This window comes from Streptomyces fumanus, assembly GCF_014655295.1.
GTDB classification, from domain to species: domain Bacteria; phylum Actinomycetota; class Actinomycetes; order Streptomycetales; family Streptomycetaceae; genus Streptomyces; species Streptomyces fumanus.
In genome coordinates, this window is record NZ_BNBI01000002.1 from 239,429 (window position 1) to 261,240 (window position 21,812).

Annotated in this window: 22 protein-coding genes and 1 pseudogene; 6 read left to right on the plus strand and 17 right to left on the minus strand. The window is 73.2% G+C overall.

All coding sequences use genetic code 11. The annotated features are described in order from the left end of the window. Positions 1–138 precede the first annotated feature (138 nt). From IE316_RS05280 to IE316_RS35330, 14 genes are all read right to left on the minus strand, one after another. A complete protein-coding gene (locus tag IE316_RS05280; protein ID WP_190202941.1) occupies positions 139–996 on the minus strand; it encodes an alpha/beta hydrolase family protein in 858 nt (285 codons plus the stop codon). A gap of 127 nt (positions 997–1,123) precedes the next feature. Then, positions 1,124–2,308 carry a kynureninase gene (gene kynU, locus IE316_RS05285; RefSeq protein ID WP_190202942.1) on the minus strand — a complete coding sequence of 395 codons (1,185 nt, stop codon included), beginning with the start codon at positions 2,306–2,308 and terminating at the stop codon, positions 1,124–1,126. Next, on the minus strand, positions 2,301–3,116 hold the full coding sequence (locus IE316_RS05290) for a tryptophan 2,3-dioxygenase (RefSeq protein WP_190202943.1): 816 nt from the start codon (positions 3,114–3,116) through the stop codon (positions 2,301–2,303). The genes kynU and IE316_RS05290 overlap by 8 nt, the downstream gene beginning before the upstream one ends. A gap of 138 nt (positions 3,117–3,254) precedes the next feature. Then, positions 3,255–3,668: a DUF3151 domain-containing protein gene (locus IE316_RS05295; RefSeq protein WP_190202944.1), complete on the minus strand. Its 414-nt coding sequence runs from the start codon at positions 3,666–3,668 to the stop codon at positions 3,255–3,257. Between the two features lie 73 nt (positions 3,669–3,741). Continuing rightward, on the minus strand, positions 3,742–4,773 hold the full coding sequence (gene fbaA / locus IE316_RS05300; protein ID WP_190202945.1) for a class II fructose-bisphosphate aldolase: 1,032 nt from the start codon (positions 4,771–4,773) through the stop codon (positions 3,742–3,744). 124 nt (positions 4,774–4,897) lie between these two features. After that, on the minus strand, positions 4,898–5,446 hold the full coding sequence (gene pyrE, locus IE316_RS05305; protein WP_190202946.1) for an orotate phosphoribosyltransferase: 549 nt from the start codon (positions 5,444–5,446) through the stop codon (positions 4,898–4,900). Positions 5,447–5,456: 10 nt separating this feature from the next. Continuing rightward, positions 5,457–6,248, minus strand: coding sequence for an aldose epimerase family protein (locus tag IE316_RS05310; RefSeq protein ID WP_190202947.1), 792 nt, complete (start codon positions 6,246–6,248; stop codon positions 5,457–5,459). A gap of 21 nt (positions 6,249–6,269) precedes the next feature. Continuing rightward, entirely contained in the window at positions 6,270–7,022 is a 753-nt protein-coding gene (locus tag IE316_RS05315) for an SRPBCC domain-containing protein (protein WP_190202948.1), read from the minus strand. A gap of 239 nt (positions 7,023–7,261) precedes the next feature. Beyond that, positions 7,262–7,975, minus strand: coding sequence for a response regulator (locus tag IE316_RS05320; RefSeq protein WP_190202949.1), 714 nt, complete (start codon positions 7,973–7,975; stop codon positions 7,262–7,264). Further along, the gene (locus IE316_RS05325; protein WP_190202950.1) at positions 7,972–9,132 is read right to left on the minus strand and encodes a sensor histidine kinase; all 1,161 of its coding nucleotides are present in this window, start codon (positions 9,130–9,132) and stop codon (positions 7,972–7,974) included. The genes IE316_RS05320 and IE316_RS05325 overlap by 4 nt, the downstream gene beginning before the upstream one ends. 379 nt (positions 9,133–9,511) lie before the next feature. Next, a complete protein-coding gene (locus IE316_RS05330) occupies positions 9,512–11,041 on the minus strand; it encodes a polyamine aminopropyltransferase (protein WP_190202951.1) in 1,530 nt (509 codons plus the stop codon). Positions 11,042–11,121: 80 nt separating this feature from the next. After that, positions 11,122–11,667, minus strand: coding sequence for a DUF2617 family protein (locus tag IE316_RS05335; protein WP_190202952.1), 546 nt, complete (start codon positions 11,665–11,667; stop codon positions 11,122–11,124). A gap of 447 nt (positions 11,668–12,114) precedes the next feature. Continuing rightward, a complete protein-coding gene (locus IE316_RS36065; protein WP_190202953.1) occupies positions 12,115–13,689 on the minus strand; it encodes a replication initiator in 1,575 nt (524 codons plus the stop codon). Continuing rightward, positions 13,686–13,865, minus strand: coding sequence for a hypothetical protein (locus tag IE316_RS35330; protein ID WP_229910228.1), 180 nt, complete (start codon positions 13,863–13,865; stop codon positions 13,686–13,688). Before IE316_RS35330 ends, IE316_RS36065 begins: the two co-directional genes overlap by 4 nt. On the opposite strand from IE316_RS35330, the pseudogene IE316_RS05345 reads away from it, so the two are divergent. The 5 genes and pseudogenes from IE316_RS05345 to IE316_RS05365 form a co-directional block, all read left to right on the plus strand. Continuing rightward, a pseudogene (locus tag IE316_RS05345) lies at positions 13,848–14,324 on the plus strand (UTRA domain-containing protein); the annotation flags it as partial. The gene IE316_RS35330 and the pseudogene IE316_RS05345 sit on opposite strands and share 18 nt — an antisense overlap. Next, positions 14,321–14,986 (plus strand): YdcF family protein, encoded by a 666-nt coding sequence (locus IE316_RS05350; RefSeq protein ID WP_190202954.1) that lies wholly within the window; start codon positions 14,321–14,323, stop codon positions 14,984–14,986. The pseudogene IE316_RS05345 and the gene IE316_RS05350, both read left to right, overlap by 4 nt. Before the next feature lie 216 nt (positions 14,987–15,202). Next, positions 15,203–15,496, plus strand: a complete 294-nt coding sequence (locus tag IE316_RS05355; protein ID WP_190202955.1) for a hypothetical protein — start codon at positions 15,203–15,205, stop codon at positions 15,494–15,496. A gap of 214 nt (positions 15,497–15,710) precedes the next feature. Beyond that, positions 15,711–15,929, plus strand: coding sequence for a GntR family transcriptional regulator (locus IE316_RS05360; RefSeq protein WP_190203284.1), 219 nt, complete (start codon positions 15,711–15,713; stop codon positions 15,927–15,929). Between the two features lie 190 nt (positions 15,930–16,119). Beyond that, complete coding sequence (locus IE316_RS05365) at positions 16,120–17,304, plus strand: pyridoxal phosphate-dependent aminotransferase (RefSeq protein WP_190202956.1); 1,185 nt, start codon at positions 16,120–16,122, stop codon at positions 17,302–17,304. A 58-nt stretch (positions 17,305–17,362) separates the two neighbouring features. On the opposite strand, the gene IE316_RS05370 is transcribed toward IE316_RS05365, so the two are convergent. Both IE316_RS05370 and clpB read right to left on the minus strand, forming a co-directional pair. Next, a complete protein-coding gene (locus tag IE316_RS05370; RefSeq protein WP_190202957.1) occupies positions 17,363–17,887 on the minus strand; it encodes a YbjN domain-containing protein in 525 nt (174 codons plus the stop codon). 105 nt (positions 17,888–17,992) lie between these two features. Then, entirely contained in the window at positions 17,993–20,590 is a 2,598-nt protein-coding gene (gene clpB / locus IE316_RS05375; protein WP_190202958.1) for an ATP-dependent chaperone ClpB, read from the minus strand. A gap of 176 nt (positions 20,591–20,766) precedes the next feature. Between clpB and IE316_RS05380 the strand changes: the two genes are divergently transcribed. Then, positions 20,767–21,156 carry a TIGR03618 family F420-dependent PPOX class oxidoreductase gene (locus tag IE316_RS05380; RefSeq protein ID WP_190202959.1) on the plus strand — a complete coding sequence of 130 codons (390 nt, stop codon included), beginning with the start codon at positions 20,767–20,769 and terminating at the stop codon, positions 21,154–21,156. A 167-nt stretch (positions 21,157–21,323) separates the two neighbouring features. On the opposite strand, the gene IE316_RS05385 is transcribed toward IE316_RS05380, so the two are convergent. Next, positions 21,324–21,659 (minus strand): Rieske (2Fe-2S) protein, encoded by a 336-nt coding sequence (locus IE316_RS05385; RefSeq protein WP_190202960.1) that lies wholly within the window; start codon positions 21,657–21,659, stop codon positions 21,324–21,326. Positions 21,660–21,812 lie beyond the last annotated feature (153 nt).

Here is a 21,812-nt window from a genome sequence, read left to right on the forward strand (position 1 = left end):
CCTCCTGTGGGCCCGCAACGGGCCGTCTGAGAAGGGAAGTTACGGAGCGGGGGGTGTGGTCGGCGTCCCGCCGGAGAGCCGACCGCGGCGGTAGCTCTCAGGTATGACGGGTATGACGGGGCGGGTGGCTCCCGCCGGTCACCAGGCCAGTTGGGCGATCTCCTCGGCGACCACCGCGCAGGCGTCCGCCGCCGGGTCGATCACCGCGTAGTGGCCGACGTCCTCCAGCAGGGTCACGCCCACCACCTCCCCGGCCCGCGCCGCCGCGTCGGCGTAGGACTCGGCGACGGCCGCCGGGACCACCGGGTCGGCGCGGCCCTGGACGAGGGTGGTGGCGATGCCGGTGGGCAGCAGCAGCGCCGGGTCGGCGGACGGCTGCCGCTCGGTGAACTCCTTCTCGGCGCCGAGGAGTTGGCGTACCGCGTCGGCGCACACGTCGAGCCGGGCGGCCAGCGCCAGGTCGGCGATCGGGGCCAGGGCGACCACCCCGCGCAGCGGTACGGGCCGGTCGGTGCGCCAGGGGGCGCCGTCGGGCAGCAGGTGCCGGGCCGCCGCCCACAGGGCGAGGTGGCCGCCCGCCGAGTGGCCGGTGACCACCGTGCGGTCCGGGTCGGCGCCCGGCAGATGGGCGCGGACCAACGCGGGCAGCGCGTCCAGCGCGGCGGCCACGTCGTCGAAGGTGTCCGGCCAGCGCCCCGCCGTCCCGCCGGACCCGCCCCGCCGGTACTCCACGCTGGCCACCGCGAACCCCCGGTCGGCGAGGAACGCGGCGAACGGACTGAGGTGCCTGCGGTCGTACGCGTTCCGCCAGGCCCCGCCGTGCAGGACGGCCACCACCGGGGCGGGGCCGCCCGGACCGGCCGCCCGGCGCGGCGCGTAGAAGTCGATCACCTGGTCGGGGTGGTCCCCGTACGCGGCGGTGCTGTCGGGGTCGACCACCGGATGCGAGAAGGCGGACTTCTCCTCCGCGTCGTTGCCCGCAGTGGTGTCCGGCATGCTCCAACCTCTCAGCGGCGTAACGGAATTGACGGACCCGGGGAAAGGAACCGGCCGTTGGCGGGACGGTATCAGGCCGGTGACGTGCGTGAACACGCGGATGTGACGCAGGGTGAGGGCCGGGGGGTCAGCTCAGGGTGCCGCCGAGCACCCGTGCCGCCCGCTCCGCGTCCGCGAAGGAGGTGTAGAGCGGGGTGAACCCGAACCGCAGCACGTCCGGGGCCCGGAAGTCCCCGACCACACCCTGTGCCACCAGCCGTTCCATCACCTCCCCGGCGTCCGGGCAGCGCAGCGCCACCTGGCTGCCCCGCTCGGCGTGCGCGACCGGTGTCAGGGACTCGACCCGGCCGGCCGGGACGTACGCCTCGACGCAGCGCAGGAAGAAGTCGGTCAGCGCCAGCGACTTGGCCCGCACCGCCGCCACCGGCACCCCGTCCCACACGTCCAGGGCCGCCTCCAGGGCGAGCAGCGACAGGATGTCCGGCGTGCCGACCCGCCCGCGCACCGCCCCGGCGGCCGGGGTGTACGCGGACGCCATCCCGAACGGCTCGGCGTGCGAGTTCCACCCCGGCAGCGGCGAGTCGAACCGGTCCTGCACCTCCCGCCGCACGTACAGGAACGCGGGCGAGCCGGGCCCCCCGTTGAGGTACTTGTAGGTGCAGCCGACCGCCAGGTCGACGCCGTGCTCGTCCAGCCCGACCGGCAGCGCGCCCGCGCTGTGGCACAGGTCCCACACGGTGTACGCCCCGGCCGCGCGGGCGGCGGCGGTGAGCGCGGGCAGGTCGTGCAGCCGGCCGGTGCGGTAGTCGACGTGGTTGAGCAGCACGGCGGCGGTGCGCTCGCCGACCGCGGACGGCACCTCGGCGGGCGGCACGGGACGCAGCGTCCGGCCGGTGAGCCGGGCCGCCGACCCGGCGAGGTACCCGTCGGTGGGGAAGGTGGTGGCGTCGACCAGGATCTCGTCCCGCCCCTCGCCCGCCATCCGCACGGCGGCGACCAGCGCCTTGAAGACGTTCACGCTGGTGGAGTCGCCGACCACGATCTGCCCGGGGCCGGCGCCGACCAGCGGGGCGATCCGGTCGCCGATCCGCTCCGGCGCGGTCCACCAGCCGCTCTCCTGCCAGGAGCGGATGCGCAGCTCGCCCCACTGCCGGCGGACCACGTCCTCGATCCGTCCGGGCACGTGCGCGGGCAGCGCGCCCAGCGAGTTGCCGTCCAGGTAGACCACGTCGTCCAGGACGAACCGGGACCGCACGGCGGCCAGCGGGTCGGCCGCGTCCAGCTCCGCCGCGGCACTCATCAGCTCAGACATACGACCGCGCCGTCCACAGCTCGGGGAAGACGTTCTTGCGGGCCCGCTTCTCCAGCCAGGCCACCCCGGCGGAGCCGCCGGTGCCGGTCTTGGCGCCCATCGCGCGGCGGGTGGCGACCAGGTGGTCGTTGCGCCAGCGCCACACCAGCTCGGCGACATCGGTGAGCGCCTCGCCGAGCCGGGCCAGCTCGCCGTTCTGGTCGCCGGAGTACACGGCCGTCCAGGCCGCCTCCACCTCGGGCACCGGCTCGTACGGCCGGGACACGTCCCGCCGCAGCACGGCGTCCGGGACGGCGTACCCGCGCCGGGCCAGCAGCCGGATCACCTCGTCGTACAGGCTGGGCTCGTGCAGCGCCTTCTCCAGCTCGGCGTGGGCGCGCGGCGTGCCGCGGTGCGGGACCAGCATCGACGCGGACTTCTCACCGAGCAGGAACTCCAGCCGCCGGTACATCGCCGACTGGAACCCGGAGCCCTCGCCGAGGGCGCCCCGGTAGGAGTTGAACTGGGCGGGGGTGAGCCCGGCCAGCGGCGTCCAGGAGGCGTTCAGCGCCTCCAGCTCGCGCACCGACCGCTTCAGCGCGTCGGTCGCGGCCCGCACCCGGTCCTCGCGCAGCGCGCGGGCCGCGGTCTCCCACTCGTGGACGATGACGGTGAACCACAGCTCCATCACCTGGGTGGTCACCAGGAAGACCATCTCCCCGGGATCGTCGGAGAGGGGGTGCTGGAGATGGGTGAGCACGTCCGCCTTGACGTAGTCCTCGTACGGCGTGCTGCCCGCGAAGTCGAGATGCGGGGCGTCGTGGGACATCGCTGTCTCCTGATGGCACTTCGGGTAGCGGTCCGCCCCTGCCGTTACCGGCACGGGGGCCCCGGTCCCCACCGGCATCCTGCGCAATCGTCCCAGGGAACCGCAAGGCCCGCCTGCGGACAGACGGGCCCGGGAGCGTCAGCCGAGCACGTCGGCGGCGGTCGGCGAGGAGTCGCGCAGGAACTGGGCGCAGCGCTCGTACTCCTCCTTCTCCCCGATCGCCTGCGCGGCGCGGGCCAGGGCGTGCAGGGCGCGCAGGAAGCCGCGGTTCGGCTCGTGCTCCCACGGCACCGGCCCGTGCCCCTTCCAGCCGCTGCGGCGCAGGGCGTCCAGCCCCCGGTGGTAGCCGGTCCGGGCGTACGCGTACGACTCCACGACGCTGCCCCGCTCGAACGCGTCGTCCGCGAGCCGCGCCCAGGCCAGGGAGGACGTGGGGTGCTGGGCGGCGACCTCGGCGGGCGAGCTGCCGGCCGCGAGCAGCTCGCGCGGCCGGGGGTCGTCGGGGAGGTGGGTCGGGGGCGGTCCCCCGAGCAGGTTCTCGTGAATGGCCATGCGTCCCAGTCTGCGGCATGGCCGGGGCCCGGCACCGCGAGGGTGCCGGGCCCGGTCGTACGCCCTTCGGCGGTTACTTGATCTTCTGGCCGGCCGAGCGGAGGTGGCCGCACGCCTCGACCACGCGGGCGGCCATGCCGGCCTCGGCCAGCTTGCCCCAGGTGCGCGGGTCGTAGGTCTTCTTGTTGCCGACCTCGCCGTCGACCTTGAGGACGCCGTCGTAGTTGGCGAACATGTGGCCGGCGACCGGCCGGGTGAACGCGTACTGGGTGTCGGTGTCCAGGTTCATCTTGATCACGCCGTTCTCCAGCGCGGTCGCGATCTCCTGCTCGGTGGAGCCGGAGCCGCCGTGGAAGACGAAGTCGAACGGCTTGGCGCCGGCCGGCTTGCCGTACTTCGCGGCGACGCCCTCGTTCAGCTCCTTCAGCAGCTCCGGGCGGAGCACGACGTTGCCCGGCTTGTAGACACCGTGCACATTGCCGAAGGACGCGGCGAGCAGGTAGCGGCCCTTCTCGCCCAGGCCGAGGGCCTCGGCGGTGCGCAGCGCGTCGTCCACCGTGGTGTAGAGGGAGTCGTTGATCTCGTGCGAGACACCGTCCTCCTCGCCGCCGGTCGGGGTGATCTCGACCTCGAGGACGATCTTGGCGGCGCGGGCCCGCTCCAGCAGCTCGGTGGCGATGGCCAGGTTGTCGGCGAGGGTCTCCGCCGAGCCGTCCCACATGTGCGACTGGAACAGCGGGTTGCGGCCGGCCTTGACGCGCTCCTCGGAGACGGCCAGCAGCGGACGCACGTACCCGTCGAGCTTGTCCTTCGGGCAGTGGTCGGTGTGCAGCGCGATGTTCACGTCGTACTTCTCGGCGACGATGTGCGCGAACTCGGCCAGGGCGACCGCGCCGGTCACCATGTCCTTGTTGTGCTGGCCGCCCAGGAACTCGGCACCGCCGGTGGAGATCTGAACGATGCCGTCGCTCTCCGCCTCCGCGAAACCGCGCAGGGCCGCGTGCAGGGTCTGGGAGGAGGTCACGTTGATGGCCGGATAGGCGAACTTCCCCGCCTTCGCCCGGTCCAGCATCTCGTTGTAGACCTCGGGAGTTGCGATGGGCATCTGTCCGCTCCTTGTATCTGCGGGTGGGAGTGCTGCGTACCTGTCGGCCCTGACCTAGAACCTCGGCTGCGACGTCATCGTCGGGGCCATCTTTCCAGACGGACCGGGCTGGGCCGAGTGGCCCTCAGTCCAGACCCAGCTCGTCCTTGGCGAAGGCGTACCGGTAGGGCACCCCCGCGCCCTCCTGGATCTTCTCGGCGGCGCCGGTCGCCCGGTCGACGATGGTGGCCACGGCCACCACCTCGGCACCGGCCTCGCGCACGGCCTCGACGGCGGTGAGCGGCGAGCCGCCCGTGGTGGAGGTGTCCTCCACCACCAGCACCCGGCGGCCGGCGATGTCCGGGCCCTCCACGCGGCGCTGCAGCCCGTGCGCCTTGGCCGCCTTGCGGACCACGAAGGCGTCCAGTTGCCTGCCCCGGGCGGCGGCGGCGTGCAGCATGGCCGCCGCGACCGGGTCGGCGCCCATGGTCAGCCCGCCCACCGCGTCGAAGTCGAGGTCCTCGGTCAGGTCCAGGAGGACCTGACCGACCAGCGGCGCGGCCTCGCCGTCCAGGGTGATGCGGCGCAGGTCGACGTAGTAGTCGGCCTCCAGACCCGAGGAGAGGGTCACCTTGCCGTGCACCACGGCCTTGTCCTTGATCTGCTGCAGCAGCGCGCCGCGTACGTCACTCATGCCGGTCAGCTTAAAGGCGGCGCCAGCGCCAGGTGGTCGTCGCCTCCAGCGGCTCCAGCGGCGTGACCAGGCGCGGCGCGGTGTTCAGCCCGTTCGGCGGGCCGGTCTGCGGCTCGACGCACACCGCCGCCTCCTGCTCGTCGTAGACCACGACCCACCGCTCGGGGCTGGTCACCGTCAGCTCCAGGCGCTCCGGCCAGGTGAGGGTGACGTCGACGCCGTCGGGCATCCCGAAGCAGTCGTCCCACGGACCGGGCCGGGGGTCGACGCGCTCGCCGGTGGGCAGGTGGTCGGCGCCGCGCTCCTCCTGCCAGGCGGCGTCGAACGCGATGGTGACACCGGCGCCGTCGCCGAGGGTCCGGTTGAACCAGGGGTGCCAGCCGAGCTGCGCCGGGAACGACGACTCGTACGTCTCCACCGACATGGTCAGCGTCAGGGCGTCCTCGGTGAGCGCGATCTGCTGGGTGACCAGGCCGGGGTAGGGCCACGGGTCGGTGAGGTCGCAGGTGAGGACGGCCTCGGCGGGGGTGACGCGGGCGGTGCGCCAGGCGGCGTCGCGGACGAAGCCGTGGATGGCGTGCGGCGGGGAGTTCAGCGGCATCTGGTGGACGGTGGCGCCGTCCCGGAACCGGCCCTCGCGGATGCGTCCGCACCAGGGCGCCATCGGGAAGCAGCCGTAACGGTCGCCCTGGCGGAGCAGCTCTACGCCGCCGACGCGCAGCCCGCCGACCCGGCCGCCGTTGCCCGGCAGCACGGTCGCCTCCGCGTCGCCCGCGGTCAGCGTGATGGGTTCGTTGCTCACGCCCCGACCCTACTGGCCGCCTCAGTGCCGGCGGCGCAGTGCCCGCCCCACCACGATCGCCGACGCCACGACCAGCGCGGCGGCCGGCGCGGCCCAGCGCAGCGGGGTCGGCGCGGCGGCGGTCTCCGGCGCGGGCACGGGGGCGTACCGGCCGCGCGGCGGGGCGTGGTCGACCTCCTCCGCGCTGCGCCCGATCATCGTCCGCCGCGCGTGCGCGGCCTCGGCGGGCGGGTCGTCGCCGACGGGGGCGGGTTCGGGCGCGGGCGGAGGCGGGGGCGGGGGGACCTCGGTGTCGTCGCGGACGGTGGCGGCCTCGGGGGCCGCCTCGGGGGCCGTCTCGTCGGCGGGGTGCCGTGCCGCCGTGCCGAGGTTCTCCGCGAAACGGGTGAGCAGCCGGGTCGCGGCGGCGGCGACCGCGTCGGCGGGGAGTTCGGTGAGGCGGCCGGTCACCGCGGCCGTCCCGGTGAACACCACCGTGCTGCCGCCCTCGGCGTCCGCCAGCGCCAGGGTGAGCGCCAGCGTCACCGTGCCGGTGCCGCGGGCCTCGGTGCCGTCGCCCTCGACGGCGTACCGGCCGTCGCCGCGCCGGGAGACCCGCACCGCGCCCCGGTAGGTGACGGAGTGGCTGCCGACGCGGACTTTCAGCCGTCCGGCGACGGGCTCGGCACCCGCGTCCTGCTGGAGCCCGGGCACCGCGCCGGCCACCCGGGCGGGGTCGGCCAGCACCTCCCTGAGCCGCTCGGCCGGAACCGGAACGAACACCTCATGCTCCATGTCGACGCAGCCTACCCAGCGGGCGCCGCGCGCACCCCCCGGTCGGCGCTAGGGTCTGTCGTTTGGATCAGGTCGCAGGGAATCGGCTGCGCGTTGTCGCGCCGGTGAGCGGGGCCTGGTGCGTGCAGATGCAAGGCGGAGGAGGGAGTCGACGCGGAGCGTCGAGGACCGACGACAACGCCGCAGGTGCGCGTGCCAGGCCCCGCGTCTGCGGCCTGATCCAAACGACAGGCCCTAAGTCACCCGGCGCCCCGGTCCCCCGGCGTCACCAGTCCCGTCTCGTACGCCAGCACCACCGCCTGGGCGCGGCTGGCCAGCCGGAGCTTGGACATCGCCCGGTTGAGGTGGGTCTTGACGGTGGCCTCGCTGATGAACAGCCGGTCGGCGGTCTCGGCGTTGGTCAGCCCCCGGGCGACCAGCCGCAGCACCTCGGTCTCCCGCCCGGTCAGGGTGTCCAGGCCGGGCGGCGGCCCGGAGTCCGCGGGCGCCGGGTGCGACACCCGGGTGAACGCCTCCACCAGACGCCGGGTGACCGCGGGCGCGAACAGCGCGTCACCGCCGTGCACGGCCGCGACCGCCGCCAGCAGCCGCTCCGGCCCGGCGTCCTTGAGCAGGAACCCGGAGGCGCCGGCCCGCAGCGCCCCGTACACGTACTCGTCGAGGTCGAAGGTGGTCAGGATCAGCACCCGGGGCGCGGGGTCGACCGCCTCGGCGAGGATGCGCTCGGTGGCCTCGATGCCGCTCATGCCGGGCATCCGGATGTCCATCAGGACGACGTCCGGCCGGGTCGCCGCGGCCAGCGCCACCGCCTCGGCCCCGTCGGCGGCCTCCCCGACCACCTCGGTGCCGGGGGCGGCCCGCAACAGGGCGACCAGCCCGGTCCGGACGAGGAACTGGTCGTCGACGACCAGGACACGGACGGGACGGTCGCTGGGCCGGTCTGCGGTGCTCATTCCCGGACGGCGTCTCCCCGGCGTGCGGTCCGTACCGGCGTAGGCAGGGTCAGTCGCACGCCGAATCCCCCCTCGCTGCGCGGGCCGACGGCTATCGTCCCGCCGTAGAGCTTGGCCCGCTCCCGCATACCGATCAAGCCATGTCCGCCGCCCGGCCGCATTGTGTCCAAAACCGCTCCCCGCGCGGGGCCGTCGTCGGTCACGGACACCGTCACCTCGCCCGCCCGGTAGCCGAGTTCTACCTCGGCGTGCGCGCCGGGCGCGTGCTTGAGGACGTTGGTGAGGGCCTCCTGGACGACCCGGTAGACGCAGAGCTGGACGCCGGGCGGCAGCGGGCGCGGCTCCCCGGTGACGCGCAGGTCGACGGGGACGCCGCCGGCCCGGACCCGGGCCGCCATCTCCTCCAGTTGGTCCAGGCCGGGCGCGGGGGCGCCGGCCGCCTCCTGGACGCCGTCGGCGCGCAGCAGGCCGAGCATCCGGCGCAGTTCGGCGAGGGCCTCGCCGCTGGCGTCCGCGATGGTGCGGAGGGCCTCGCGGGCGGTGCGGGCGTCGGAGCCGAAGACGAAACGGGCCAGTCCCGCCTGGACGTTGATGACGGCGATGTGGTGGGCGACCACGTCGTGCAGCTCCCGGGCGATGCGCACCCGCTCCTCGGCGACCTCGCGCCGGGCCCGTTCGGCCTGTTCGGCGCGGAGCTCCCGGGTCAGTTCGGTGGTCCGGCGGGCCACGTACCCGAACCGCCACAGCACCAGCGGGAAGCCGACGGCCTGCCCGACGACGGACGCCATCGCGTCGGCGTCGCTGACCACCCCGGCGTAGATCCAGACCCCGGCGAGCAGCGCGGCCGAGGCGGCGGCGGCCGGGGTCGGCCGCAGCGAGGCGACGGTGTAGAGGGCGAGCATCGGGCCGAACGACCCGACGACCGGCCAGTACCCGAGGCTGACGTACACCACCCAGCTCGCGTGCACGACGAGGCAGACGGTGAGCGGGGCGCGGGTGCGCAGCGCGAGCGGCAGGTCGATCAGCGCGACCAGGGCCCAGGCGACCGGGTCGGGCGCGGGCCACCCCTGGGCGACGGCCTCGGTGCCGAGCAGCGCGGCCACGGTGGTCAGCGCGGCGGCGATCAGGCCGTCGGCCGCCGACGGGTGCAGACGCATCCCCGCAGCGTAGATCCGCCGGCGCCCGGCGGCGTCCTCCTCCCGCCGTACCGCCGAAGTTGCAGCCCCACCCGAACATCAACCGACGGCGGCATTCCGCTACGCCCGCCGCCCCCCTTAGATTCACGCTGCGAACGATCCACCGGAAACGGCGGTCCGTCCCAGCCGGGGGGACAGGACGGACCGCCACCCCAACGCCGTCAGGGGCCCGGGCGACCGCACATCCCCTCACGCGCCCACCCCAACGCCGTCAGGGGCCCGAGCGACCGCACATCCCCTCACGCACCCACGCCAACGCCGTCAGGGGCGCGGGGAACTGCGCGCCCAGCCACGACCCACCCGCACCCGCCCCACAACCCCCACCCCACCCCCCACCCCCTCAATACCGCGGATGCACCAACGTGGACGGCGGCACATCACCCCCCGGCGGAGCCACCCGCACCCCACCCCCCACCCAAGGCCGCACCCCCCGCCCCGCCAGCACGAACCCCCGCTCCCCCACCGCATACGGCACCGCCCGCAACCCCGCCGCCCGCACCGTCACCGCCACCGTCGCCAGCTCCCGCCCCGCCGCCCCCGCGTGCACCCCCAGCCGCCCCCCGGCCGTCAGCACCCTCCGCACCAGCCCGTAGAACTCCTGCGAGTACAGCTTCGTACCGGCCGTGTCCCGCGGGTCCGGCAGATCCGCGATCACCACGTCGTACGTCCCGGCCGCCACCCCCCGCAGCTCGCGGAACGCCTCCCGGGTGGTCACCCGCACCCGCGGGTCCTCGTACACGTGCCCGTTCAGCGCGGACAGCCCGGGGTCGTGCCGGGCCATCGTGACCAGTCGCGCGTCGAGGGCGATGAGGTCGACCCGCCGTACGCCCCCGTACCGCAGCACCTCGGCGGCCGCCAGCCCGTCGCCGCCGCCGAGGATCAGCACCCGCGCGTGCGCCCCGGTCATCGCGGGGCGGACCAGCGCCTCGTGGTAGCGGCGGCCCTCCCCGCCCCCGGCCCGCAGCCTGCCGTTCAGATACAGCGCGGCCGGCCGCCCGCCCGTGCCGCCGACCAGGACGACCTCCTGGACGCCGGTCCGCTCGGCGACCCGGACGTCCGCGCCGTACACGGCGTGCCGGGCGGCCCGTTCGAAGTCGTCGACGAGGACCCCGGCGGTGCCGAGGACGGCGATCACGGTGACGTTGGCGGCGAGCAGCAGGTGCCGGGCCCGGCGGGACAGGTCGCGCCGGAACAGGCCGAGGACCAGCGCGGCCCCGACCACCGCGTTGACGGTGCCGGTGAGCAGGGAGCCGGTCAACTGGCCCAGGAACGGCAGCAGCAGGAACGGAAAGGCCAGCCCGCCGACCAGCGCCCCGACGTAGTCCGCGGCGAACAGGTCGGCGACCGCGCCGCCCGCGTCCTGCCGGCGGATCCGCTGGATCAGCTCCATCAGCAGCGGCACCTCGGCGCCGATCAGCAGCCCGATGCCGAGCGAGAAGGCGACCAGCAGCACCCGGGGCGCGTGGGCCCACGGTCCGCCCCAGTCGCCGGTCCAGGCGAACACCGCGTACAGCACCATCGCGCTGCCGCCGCCGACCAGCGCGAGGGCCGCCTCGACCGCGCCGAAGGCGCCGGCCGCGAACCCGCGCAGCCGTTTGGCGGCGAGCGAGCCGACGCCCATCGCGAAGACCATCACGGAGAGCACGACGGACGCCTGGGTCACCGAGTCGCCGATCAGGTACGAGGCGAAGGCGACCAGTTCCAGTTCGTACACGAGCCCGCAGGCGGCGCAGACGAAGACGCCCGCGAGGACCAGCAGCCGTCCGGTGCCCGGCCGGACGGGCAGGCGGACGGGGCCGCTCCGGGGACCGCCCGGACCGCTTCCGGGCGGCGGGGCGCCGGACGGGGCGGACGCGTGCGGTTCGATCACGAAGTGACCGTATGTCACGCCGGGACTGCCTTCCGTCACCCACACGTGTGGAACTGCCGTGCCAGTCGGGTACCGGGGGTTTAAGCGGTCCGCGCGCCCGAGGGACTGAGCCGGAGCGCGCCGGGCCGCACCCCCACCCGGGTCCGGGTGGCGACGAGCTGGCCGTCCTGCGGGTAGGCGTGCCAGGTCCGCCAGTGCACCTGTCCGCCCTGGCGCTGGGCCAGCAGCGCGGTGAAGGCGTGCGGGCTGCCCGGGAAGACGCCGGCCAGGCCGTGCGGGTGGTCGGAGACCAGGGCCAGCAGTTCCTGGGCCCGGCCGGCGAAGGCGCCGGGCGCGAGCGGTTCGACCCGGGCGGCGAACTCGTACTCCCAGTCGCCCACCCGCCGGGCGACACCCAGCGGCAGCGGGGTGCGGCTGCCCGCGATGCACGCCACCGTCTCCGAGCAGTCACCGCCCCGCTCCTCCAGGATGACCTGGTGGGAGGCGCCGAGGAGTCTCAACTGCACCTTGGCACCGGCCAGTTCCAGGTCGAGGGCGGCCAGCGCGGGCAGCGGTTCCCGGCCCAGGGCCCAGGCCAGGTCGGCGGCGCGGGTGTCGGTATAGGCGGTGTTCAGGGTCGTGAGCATGGATCGGCTCCGCAAGCACAACAAGGAAGGGGAGGGGGTGGGGCCTCGTGTTCGGACGCGCCGGACGCGCGGCCCGGTCAGCCCAGTCGGCCGGTCAGGAGGGGTCCACGAGTGGTCCGGGGGGCTGCGTCGGTGAGGGAGAGGGAATCATGAACCGCGGCACCACCACAGCGGTTTTACCCAACTGCGTACTATTTCCATCCCTCAGAGGGCCCCCCAGCTCACCTGTTCAACCGGCGTGCGCCCACCCCCGTGGGGCGCACGCCGGAGCTCGGACCTCCCCGCCGGGCGCGGTGGCCGGTCCCCCGACCCGGCCACCGCCCCCGTTCCCCCTGCTCCCCCCTGTTCCCCCGTGCCCCGGACCCCCCGTCCCCCCGGCTACCTGCGGAGCCCAGGCCCCCCGCCCCCGTCCCCCCGTGCCCCGAACCCCCGTTCCCCCGGCCCCCGTCAGCTCCCTCCCCCGCACCCTCCGCCGCCCCCGCAGGACGAGCCGCCCCCGCAGGAGGAGCTGCTCCCGCACGAGGAGCTACCCCCACACGAGTGACCACCCGAATCCCCGTGCGAAGCGGAACCGCCGCTGTCCGAACCACCGCCGTCGGCCCACCAACTGCCGCTCCCGCCGTCGTACGACCCCGCCCTGCGCCGCCGCCGGGGCGGCCCGGCGGGCGTGCGCCCCCGCATGCCGGAGATGACCGACCCGAAGATCGCGACAACGACCACTGCCAGGATGATGCCGAGAACCATGGCGTCACCCTCCTTCCGTTGCGTCCCCCGAAGCTCCCCCCGTCGGGCGCCTCGCTCGGTGCGTGACCGGGAGATGCCCTCCGCCGTCGCGCGCCAAAGCGGAGTTGAGGAACTTCTGAGGGTGTTTCCGCAGAAACGGCCCCTGACCTGCACCGGAGTGCGAGTCAGGGGCCGTTGGCGGATCACTGGGCCGTCTATGGGCCGTGTTCCCCGTCCGGGCCGTGCCCGAACACGGAGTCGATGGCCCGCCGGGCACGCTCGCGGCTGCCGGGCAGGGGTTGGGATGAGCCCAGCGGCGGCCAGGGCGGGCTTCCACTCCTTGCCGTTGAAGTTGCTGCGCCACACCATGCCGCCCTGCTCCGCCGCGAAGATCAGGCGAGCGGACACCTTCAGCCCTTCCGGCGTCCCCCACGGCAGCGTGATCTCCACCGGCTTGCAGGCGTCCATGTGCGCCCGGAGCGCTTCCGCCACGGAACCGGGCAACGGAACGTCCCGCTTCTTGCCGCCCTTGGGCGGGGCGAACACGGGGTGCCCTTCCACGTGCTTGATCTGCCGGACGACGTGCAGTGTGCGCCCGTCGAAGTCGATCGCGTCTTCGGCCAGCCCGAACACCTCCCCCTGGCGCAGGCCGCACCCGGCACCGACGTCGACCATGGGCCGGTACCGCTCCAGGAGCGCCGCACGAACGGCGAACACCTGCGCGACGGTCCAAGGGGTCACCGGGTGTGCCTCGGCCCTGGGCCGCCGTACGGTGCGCGCGCTGCACGGGTTGCGGGAGAGCAGCGAGTCGTCCACAGCGGCGGACAGGACCGATTGGACATCGGCGAAGATGTTCCGGGCATAGGCGGAACTCACGCCCGGCTTGGCTTCCAGCACGGCGAGCAGCTCCCGGATGTGCTCGGGGCGGAAGGTGCCTACCGGCCGTGAACCGAGCACCGGATAGGCGTGCAACCGCAGCCGCCGGAGGCCGGCGCGGATGAGGTGGTAGGTGTCGCCCGCGTAGGTCCAGGCGCAGGACGGGCAGCGGGAGGCACGCCGGTTGCCGCAGGCGCCGCGGAGGCGTCCGCCGGGTTCGGTGTCGGTCGAGTAGCGGTGCAGGACGCGCCGGGTCTGTGCGTCGCGGATGACGACGGAGCCTTGCAGGTGGATGGGATCAGCGCAGCCGCCGGCGCGCTTGATCTGCTCCTGGATGCGGTCGAGGCCGGGAGACCCGGCCAGCCTCAGCACGTCGGTGAGGGTGGCCGGGTCCAGGCCCGCCATGGTGGCGGAGTCGTTCACGCGCTGGTCACCGCCCGCCGGTGGGTGCTGGTGCGGCCGGTTCCCTGGCAGGCCGGGCAGGTCACGCGCATCGTGACGCGGGTGCCGTCGCGGTGCCGGGTACCGGTGGTGACGGTGACGACCGGAAAGCCGTCACATGTGCGGCAGAGGCGCGGGGCCGGGGTGGGCTGACCCAGACCGTCAGCCGCGTGAAGGCTGCCCCGGCGGTCGCAGCCGCGCACGGTCTGCCCGAAGGGGCGGAGGTGTACGCGCGTGCGTGACTCGTCAAGGAGGGCGACCAGCCGACCCACACCCTGACGAGCTACTACCGCCCCGAACACGTCGAGGGAACCCGACTGGTCGACCCGACTCCGGGCCCGGCCGGCCGGGGCGGCGGCTTTCGCGTCCTGTACGACGCCGGGTACGAGATCGACCACATGAAGGAGACACCCTTCGCCCGGACCCCGACCTCGGACGAGGTGAGGCTCCTCCAGCTCCCGCCAGGCGAACCGGTCTTCGAGCTGCACCGGACCACCTACACGGCGTCTGGCACAGTGGTCGAATACGCCATGGGTGTACACGCGGCTTCGCGCCTCGCCTGGGAGTACGACTTCAAGGTCCCCGACTCAGCGAAGGGCGAGAAGGGGCAGCAATGATCTCGACGCAGGCATGGGCCGACACGCGGCGCCTGTGGGACTACCACCAGATGGGTCACGCCCTCCGGCCCTGCTCGGTCGCCATCGGCCTGGGCAGCCACGACCTGGGCGTGGCCGGCACGGCGGCAGACCTCTACCGGCGCGGCATGGCTCCCCTGCTCGTGTTCACGGGCGCCACCAGCCCGACAACGCGCGAGCGGATGCCGAAGGGCGAGGCGATCCACTACCGCGAACGCGCTCTCGCCCTCGGCGTCCCCAGCTCGGCGATCCTGGTGGAGCCGCAGGCCCGCAACACCGGCGAGAACATCCGCTTCTCCCGGGCCGTACTCGAAGAGGCCGGCGTCGAGGTCTCCTCCGTGCTGCTGATCAGCAAGCCGTACGAGGAGCGGCGCGCGTACGCCACGGCGTGCAAGCAGTGGCCGGGGGTCGAGTTCGTCAGCGCCTCGACGCCGATGACGCTGGAGGACTACGTGGACTCCATCCAGGATGCCCGCCTGGTCATCGACATGCTTGTGGGGGCGTTGCAGCGGTTGCTGATCTACCCGGAGAAGGGGTTCATGATCAGCCAGCACGTGCCGGACGAGGTGCTGGAAGCGTACGAACGCCTGCGCCAGGCGGGATTCACCAGCCGACTGCTTCCGGCGGACCAGACGGCGCCCTGAGCGCGGCTGAGACGCCCGCACCGGGATGGAGGGGGCACCATCGCCGACTGCGGGCCCGTAGGGGTGCGCGAGGGGCTTCCATCCCGTCCACCGTCGACCCAGGCAGAGCCGAGCAGACGCGGCCCAGCCACAGACCAGCACAGTTGTTGGTTGACGTGCCGCCGCGTGCGTGAGGCAATCATGCGCACGTTCCGGATCTTGGAGGGGATATATCCGATGCAGTGGTACGAAGCAGCGCAACTGTCGTCGCCTGGGGAGTACTTCCGCACAGCGGCTTTCTGCCTTGTGGTGGCCGTGACGCTCATCGCGATGGGTCGCCATCAGCGCCGGACAGGACGCAGCGTCTTCACCCCGGACACGCCTGTACGAGTGGGTAACGCCTTGTTTCCCGAAGCGCCGCCCCGCAAGAGCAGGAGGGTGACCGGCCGGATCTTTCTCTACTTTGGCTGGTTCCTGGTCCTGGGCGTAGTCATCAACCTGATCAACGGCATTCGGGCAACGCGCAGCTAACCAGCACCACGCCCCAAGGGCGAGCCAGGTACCAGCGAGGACGGTCAGCCCCGGTCACGGCTTATGAGCGTACGGCACCAGGCCGTACCTCTCGCGGCAAGGCCCGCAAGCCGCATGCACGTACCCCGGCCCGGACCCCTGCTCGATCACGTCGATGGCGCGGATGCCGGTGCTGTAGCCGCGGTGCCAGGAGCAGTAGCCGTAGAAGCCGGACATCCCCCGCTGGAAGCAGGTCTACGCGGTCATCGAGCAGCGCATTGCCGATGGCACGTACCCGCCGGGGAGCCAGTTGCCGGGCGTCCTCGCGATCCAGGGTGAGTTCGGCATCGCGCAGATGACGGCCCGGCGCGTCCTCACCGAACTGCGGGAAGCGGGCCTGGCGCAGATGCAGCCGGGCATCGGGACGTTCGTGACCGAGCTGCCCAAGCCGTAGCAGCACAGGCCCTGACCACCCGTTTCCCTGAGCGGTCCGGGCCGTCCCTGGGCCGTGCGGGGCGGATCGGCGACGACCGACGATGACAGACGACGACCGGCTTCCCGCAGCTCAGAGGGGGTGCGTCGACCGTCGCCCCAGGTGGCCAGGGGCGAAGGTGAGTTGAGGAACTCCAGAGCTTCGGCGCAGGATGGCCGGCATGACCTCCAGCGCACGCCCTCCGCTCAACCGCCGGCTCGCCGGGTTCGGGACGACGATCTTCGCCGAGATGTCCGCCCTGGCGGTGCGGACCGGCGCCATCAACCTGGGCCAGGGCTTCCCGGACACCGACGGCCCCGAGGCGGTCCGGGAGGCGGCGGTACGGGCGCTGCGCGACGGGCGCGGCAACCAGTACCCGCCGGGGCCGGGCGTCCCGGAGCTGCGCGCGGCCATCGCCGCCCACCAGGAGCGGCACTACGGCCTGGAGTACGACCCGGACACCGAGGTGCTGGTGACCGCGGGCGCCACGGAGGCGATCGCCGCGTCCCTGCTGGCGCTGGTGGAGCCCGGCGACGAGGTGGTGGCGCTGGAGCCGTACTACGACTCGTACGCGGCCTGTGTCGCGATGGCGGGCGGCACCCGGGTGCCGGTGACCCTGCGCCCGCATGAGGGAGCCTTCCGCCTCGACCTGGACGAGCTGCGCGACGCGGTCACCGACCGCACCCGGCTGCTGCTGATCAACACCCCGCACAACCCCACCGGCACCGTCCTGACCCGCGCCGAGCTGGCGGCCGTCGCCGAGCTGGCGGTCGAGCGGGACCTGCTGGTCGTCACCGACGAGGTGTACGAGCACCTGGTCTTCGACGGCGCCGAGCACGTGCCGCTGGCGAGCTTCCCGGGGATGCGGGAGCGCACGGTCACGATCAGCTCGGCCGGCAAGACGTACAGCTTCACCGGCTGGAAGGTCGGCTGGATCACCGCCGCCCCCGCGCTGGTCGCGGCGGTCCGCTCGGCGAAGCAGTACCTGACGTACGTGTCGGCGGGCCCGTTCCAGTACGCGGTGGCCGAGGCGCTGGCGCTGCCGGAGTCGTACCTGACCGGTCTGCGGGAGGATCTGCGGGCCAAGCGGGACCTGCTGGCGGCGGGGCTGGCGGAAGTCGGGTTCGGCGTGTTCCGGCCCGCCGGGACCTACTTCGTCACCACCGACATCCGCCCCCTCGGCCTCGACGACGGCTTCGCCTTCTGCCGGGCGCTGCCGGAGCGGGCCGGGGTGGTCGCCGTGCCCAACGCGGTCTTCTACGACCACCGGGAGGCGGGCGCCCCCTTCGTCCGGTTCGCGTTCTGCAAGCGGACGCCGGTCCTGGAGGAGGCGGTGCGCCGGCTCAAGGCGGCCTGAGACGGCGAACGGCACCGTCCACCGGCTGTGGACGGTGCCGCTCAGGGCCGGGGCCGGACTACTCCTCGTCCGGCTTCTCCGCGTCGTCGGCCTCCTGCTCCAGGCCGAGCTGCTCGGCCAGCCACCGGTCGAACTCGATGGCGGCGCGCACCCAGCTCACCGTGGAGGAGACGAAGTGCTCCAGGCTGACGCCCATGCCGATCAGCATCTGCGCCTCGCCGATCAGCCGGACGGTGCCGTCGTCGTGCGTGTGGGTGTAGAGCTTGGGCCACAGGGTGCGCCGGTTCCAGTCGTCGATGGTCTCCAGCAACCGGGGCTTGTCGTCGATCTGGTGGGGGCGGTCGTAGAACGTCCGCACCGAGAAGACCTGCTGGTCCTCCTCGCCGCGGAACATGAAGTACGTACGGAACTGCTCCCACGGCGCCGCGAGGTCTCCCTCCTCGTCGACGACGTACTTCAGCTCCATCTGGTCGAGGAGCTGCTTCACGAGGTCCTGATCCGGGACGACGGGGCCCGCCGGTCCTTGGGCCTGCGGCTCGGGCTTGCCCCCGAAGTTCGGAATCGAGGACGGGTCGATGCTCACCGTGATTTTCCCTTCGTACGGATTCCGCCATCCTCCCCCATGCGGGGAGGGGGGTGGCAAGCCTCCGCCGGGCCTGTCAGCCTTCGGCGGACAGGATCCGGCCGGTCAGAGTGTCTTCCCGGCCGCCGGTCCGACGATCAGGCCGTCCTCGAAGCGGTCCACCCGGACCGTGTCGCCGTCCTTGACCTCCCCGGCGAGGATCTCCCGGGCCAACCGGTCGCCGATCGCGGTCTGCACCAGGCGGCGCAGCGGCCGGGCCCCGTACGCCGGGTCCAGGCCCTCCACGGCGAGCCACTCCAGGGCCCCGTCGGTGACCTCCAGGGTGAGCCGCCGCTCGGCCAGGCGCCGGGCCAGGGCGTCGATCTGGAGCCGGGCGATGCGGCTCAGCTCGTCCTTGGTGAGGGCGGAGAAGACCACCAGGTCGTCCAGGCGGTTGAGGAACTCCGGCTTGAAGGAGGCCCGGACCACCTCCAGGACCTGCTCCTTCTTCTCCGCCTCGGTGGAGATCGGGTCGACCAGGAACTGGCTGCCCAGGTTGGAGGTGAGCACCAGGATGGTGTTGCGGAAGTCGACCGTGCGGCCCTGTCCGTCGGTGAGCCGGCCGTCGTCGAGCACCTGGAGCAGGATGTCGAAGACCTCGGGGTGCGCCTTCTCCACCTCGTCCAGCAGCACCACGCTGTACGGGCGCCGCCGCACCGCCTCGGTGAGCTGGCCGCCCTCCTCGTAGCCGACGTAGCCGGGCGGGGCGCCGACCAGGCGGGCCACGCTGTGCTTCTCGCTGTACTCGCTCATGTCGATGCGGACCATCGCCCGCTCGTCGTCGAAGAGGAAGTCGGCGAGCGCCTTGGCCAGCTCGGTCTTGCCGACGCCGGTCGGGCCGAGGAAGAGGAACGATCCGGTGGGCCGGTCGGGGTCGGAAATGCCGGCCCGCGAGCGCCGGACCGCGTCGGAGACCGCGCGCACCGCCTCGGTCTGGCCGATCAGCCGCTTGCCCAGCTCGTCCTCCATCCGCAGCAGCTTCTGCGTCTCGCCCTCCATCAGGCGCCCGGCGGGGATGCCGGTCCAGGAGGCGACGACGTCCGCGATGTCGTCGGGGCCGACCTCCTCCTTGACCATGGTGTCCCGGGCGACCTCCTCCTCGGCCTCGGAGGCGGCCTCCAGGTCGCGTTCCAGGGCCGGGATCTCGCCGTAGAGCAGCTTGGAGGCGGTGTCGAAGTCGCCGTCGCGCTGGGCCCGTTCGGCCTGCCCGCGCAGGTCGTCGAGCTTCTCCTTCAGCTCACCGACCCGGTTGAGGGACTGCTTCTCCTTCTCCCAGCGGGCGTTGAGGCCGCGCAACTCCTCCTCCTTGTCGGCGAGGTCGCGGCGCAGCCGCTCCAGGCGCTCCCGGGAGGCCGGGTCGGTCTCCTTGTCCAGCGCCAGCTCCTCCATCTTCAGCCGGTCGACGGCGCGCTGGAGTTCGTCGATCTCCACGGGGGAGGAGTCGATCTCCATGCGCAGCCGGGAGGCGGCCTCGTCGACCAGGTCGATGGCCTTGTCGGGCAGGAAGCGGGAGGTGATGTACCGGTCGGACAGGGTGGCCGCGGCGACCAGCGCGCTGTCGGCGATCTGGACCTTGTGGTGGGCCTCGTAGCGGCCCTTGAGCCCGCGCAGGATCGCGATGGAGTCCTCCACGCTGGGCTCGGCGACCAGCACCTGCTGGAAGCGGCGCTCCAGGGCGGGGTCCTTCTCGATCCGCTCGCGGTACTCGTCCAGCGTGGTCGCGCCGACCATGCGCAGCTCGCCGCGGGCCAGCATGGGCTTGAGCATGTTGCCGGCGTCCATCGCGGAGTCGCCGCCGGCGCCCGCGCCGACGACGGTGTGCAGCTCGTCGATGAAGGTGATGATCTGCCCGTCGGAGTCCTTGATCTCCGCCAGGACGGTCTTCAGCCGCTCCTCGAACTCGCCCCGGTACTTGGCCCCGGCGACCATCGCGCCGAGGTCGAGGGCGACCAGCCGCTTGTCCTTCAGCGACTCGGGCACGTCGCCCTTGACGATCCGCTGGGCGAGCCCCTCGACGACGGCGGTCTTGCCGACGCCGGGCTCACCGATCAGCACGGGGTTGTTCTTGGTCCGGCGGGAGAGCACCTGCACCACCCGCCGGATCTCGGTGTCCCGCCCGATGACCGGGTCGAGCCGGCCCTCGCGGGCGGCGGCGGTGAAGTCGGTGCCGAACTTCTCCAGCGCCTTGTACTGTCCCTCGGGGTCCGCGGTGGTCACGCGGCGCCCTCCCCTCGCCTTCTGGAAGGCCGTCTGCAGCTTCTTGGCGTCGGCCCCCTGGTCCTTGAGCACCTGGCCGGCCGCGCCGCCCTTGGCGGCGATGCCGATCAGGAGGTGCTCGGTGGAGAGGTACTCGTCGCCGAGGTCCCTGGCCCGGGTCTGGGCGTCGGCGACGACCGCGAGCATCTCACGGTTGGGCTGGGGCGGCGCGACGGTCGAGCCGGTGACGCTGGGCAGCGCGGCGAGCACCCGCTCGGCCCCGGCGCGCACGGCCGCCTGGTCGGCGTCGACCGCCGTCAGCAGGTCGGTGATGTTCTCGTTGTCCTGTCCCTGGAGCAGAGCCAGGAGCAGGTGTGCGGGGGTCAGGTCGGCGTGCCCCTCGGTCACGGCCCGGTTGCTGGCCGCGTTGATCGCGTCCCGGCTCCGGTTGGTCAGCTCGGCGTCCACGTTCGGGTTCTCCTCCTAGCGACGGCGGTCGGCCCTGTGCTCACTGCGATGTCTGACTGCTGTGTCTCACTGCTGACTCAATCAACGTACACAAACTTGAGTCTATTCCACTCAAGGCCGGGGCGGGAGTGCCTGCCGCCGGTACGGGTTCCCCGTCGCGCGGTAGGTTCCCGGGCATGACGCGACCGGACGAGTCCTACCTCGCCTTCTGGCGGGAGCGGCATCTGTGCACCCTGACCACGCTCCGCCCGGACGGCTCCCCGCACGTGGTGCCGGTGGGGGTCACCTACGATCCGGCGGCTGGGATCGCCCGGGTGATCACCGACCGGGCCAGCGCGAAGGCGCGGTACGTGGCGGCGGCCGGCGCCGGGGGCGCGCGGGTGGCGGTCTGCCAGGTGGACGGCGCGCGGTGGGCGACGCTGGAGGGCCGGGCGGTCCTGCGGGAGGAGCCGGAGGCGGTCGCGGAGGCGGAGCGGCGGTACACCGAGCGGTACCGGCCGCCGCGGCCGAATCCGACCCGTGTGGTGATCGAGATCGCGGTGGAGCGGACGCTGGGCCGCGGCTGAGAACGCCCGCGGGAGGCCGGCGCGCACCGGCGGTTTCCGGCCACTGATCGGCCGGACGATGTCGGGAGATGTCCCGGAAAACTGCAGCGGCGTCACCGTGTTCAGGTCACGGTGACGCCGCTGCGGGGGGAAGCGCCTGAGCGATCTGTTACGACGGGGGAATCGCGTCAGGCACTGCGGGGGGTGGCTGAGATGGTCCGCACGTCGGACTCGTCCGGCTGGGCGAGCCGGTGGTCCCGCTGGTCCAGGTTCACAAAGATCATTCCGTATCGGATGGCACACCGTACGGGCCGCGGCGCCCCCCGGGGCCGCCGCAGACACCGGTACGCCCGGACGTCTCCGTCCTCGTCCCGGGTGACGACGACCGGCTCACCGAAGACGGTCACCATCAACGAGTCACCACTGTGGGGGATGGCGGTGACCAGGTCGATGAAGTGCCAGCCGGAGCGGTAGGCGGTGGCCATCTCACGGCGGAAGGAGCGGTCGTCGGGTGGAGTGGTCATCAGTCAGCCCCAAGTGCTGTCGTCTTCACCAGAAGACCCAGGCTCAGCACTGCTGTCGTACACCGCGACCGTGGACGTGGTCATTCCCCAGGTGCTGTCCGCCGTCTTGAAGTCGCTTCCCCCACCCGCGAGGCCACTGACTGCGCCCATGGC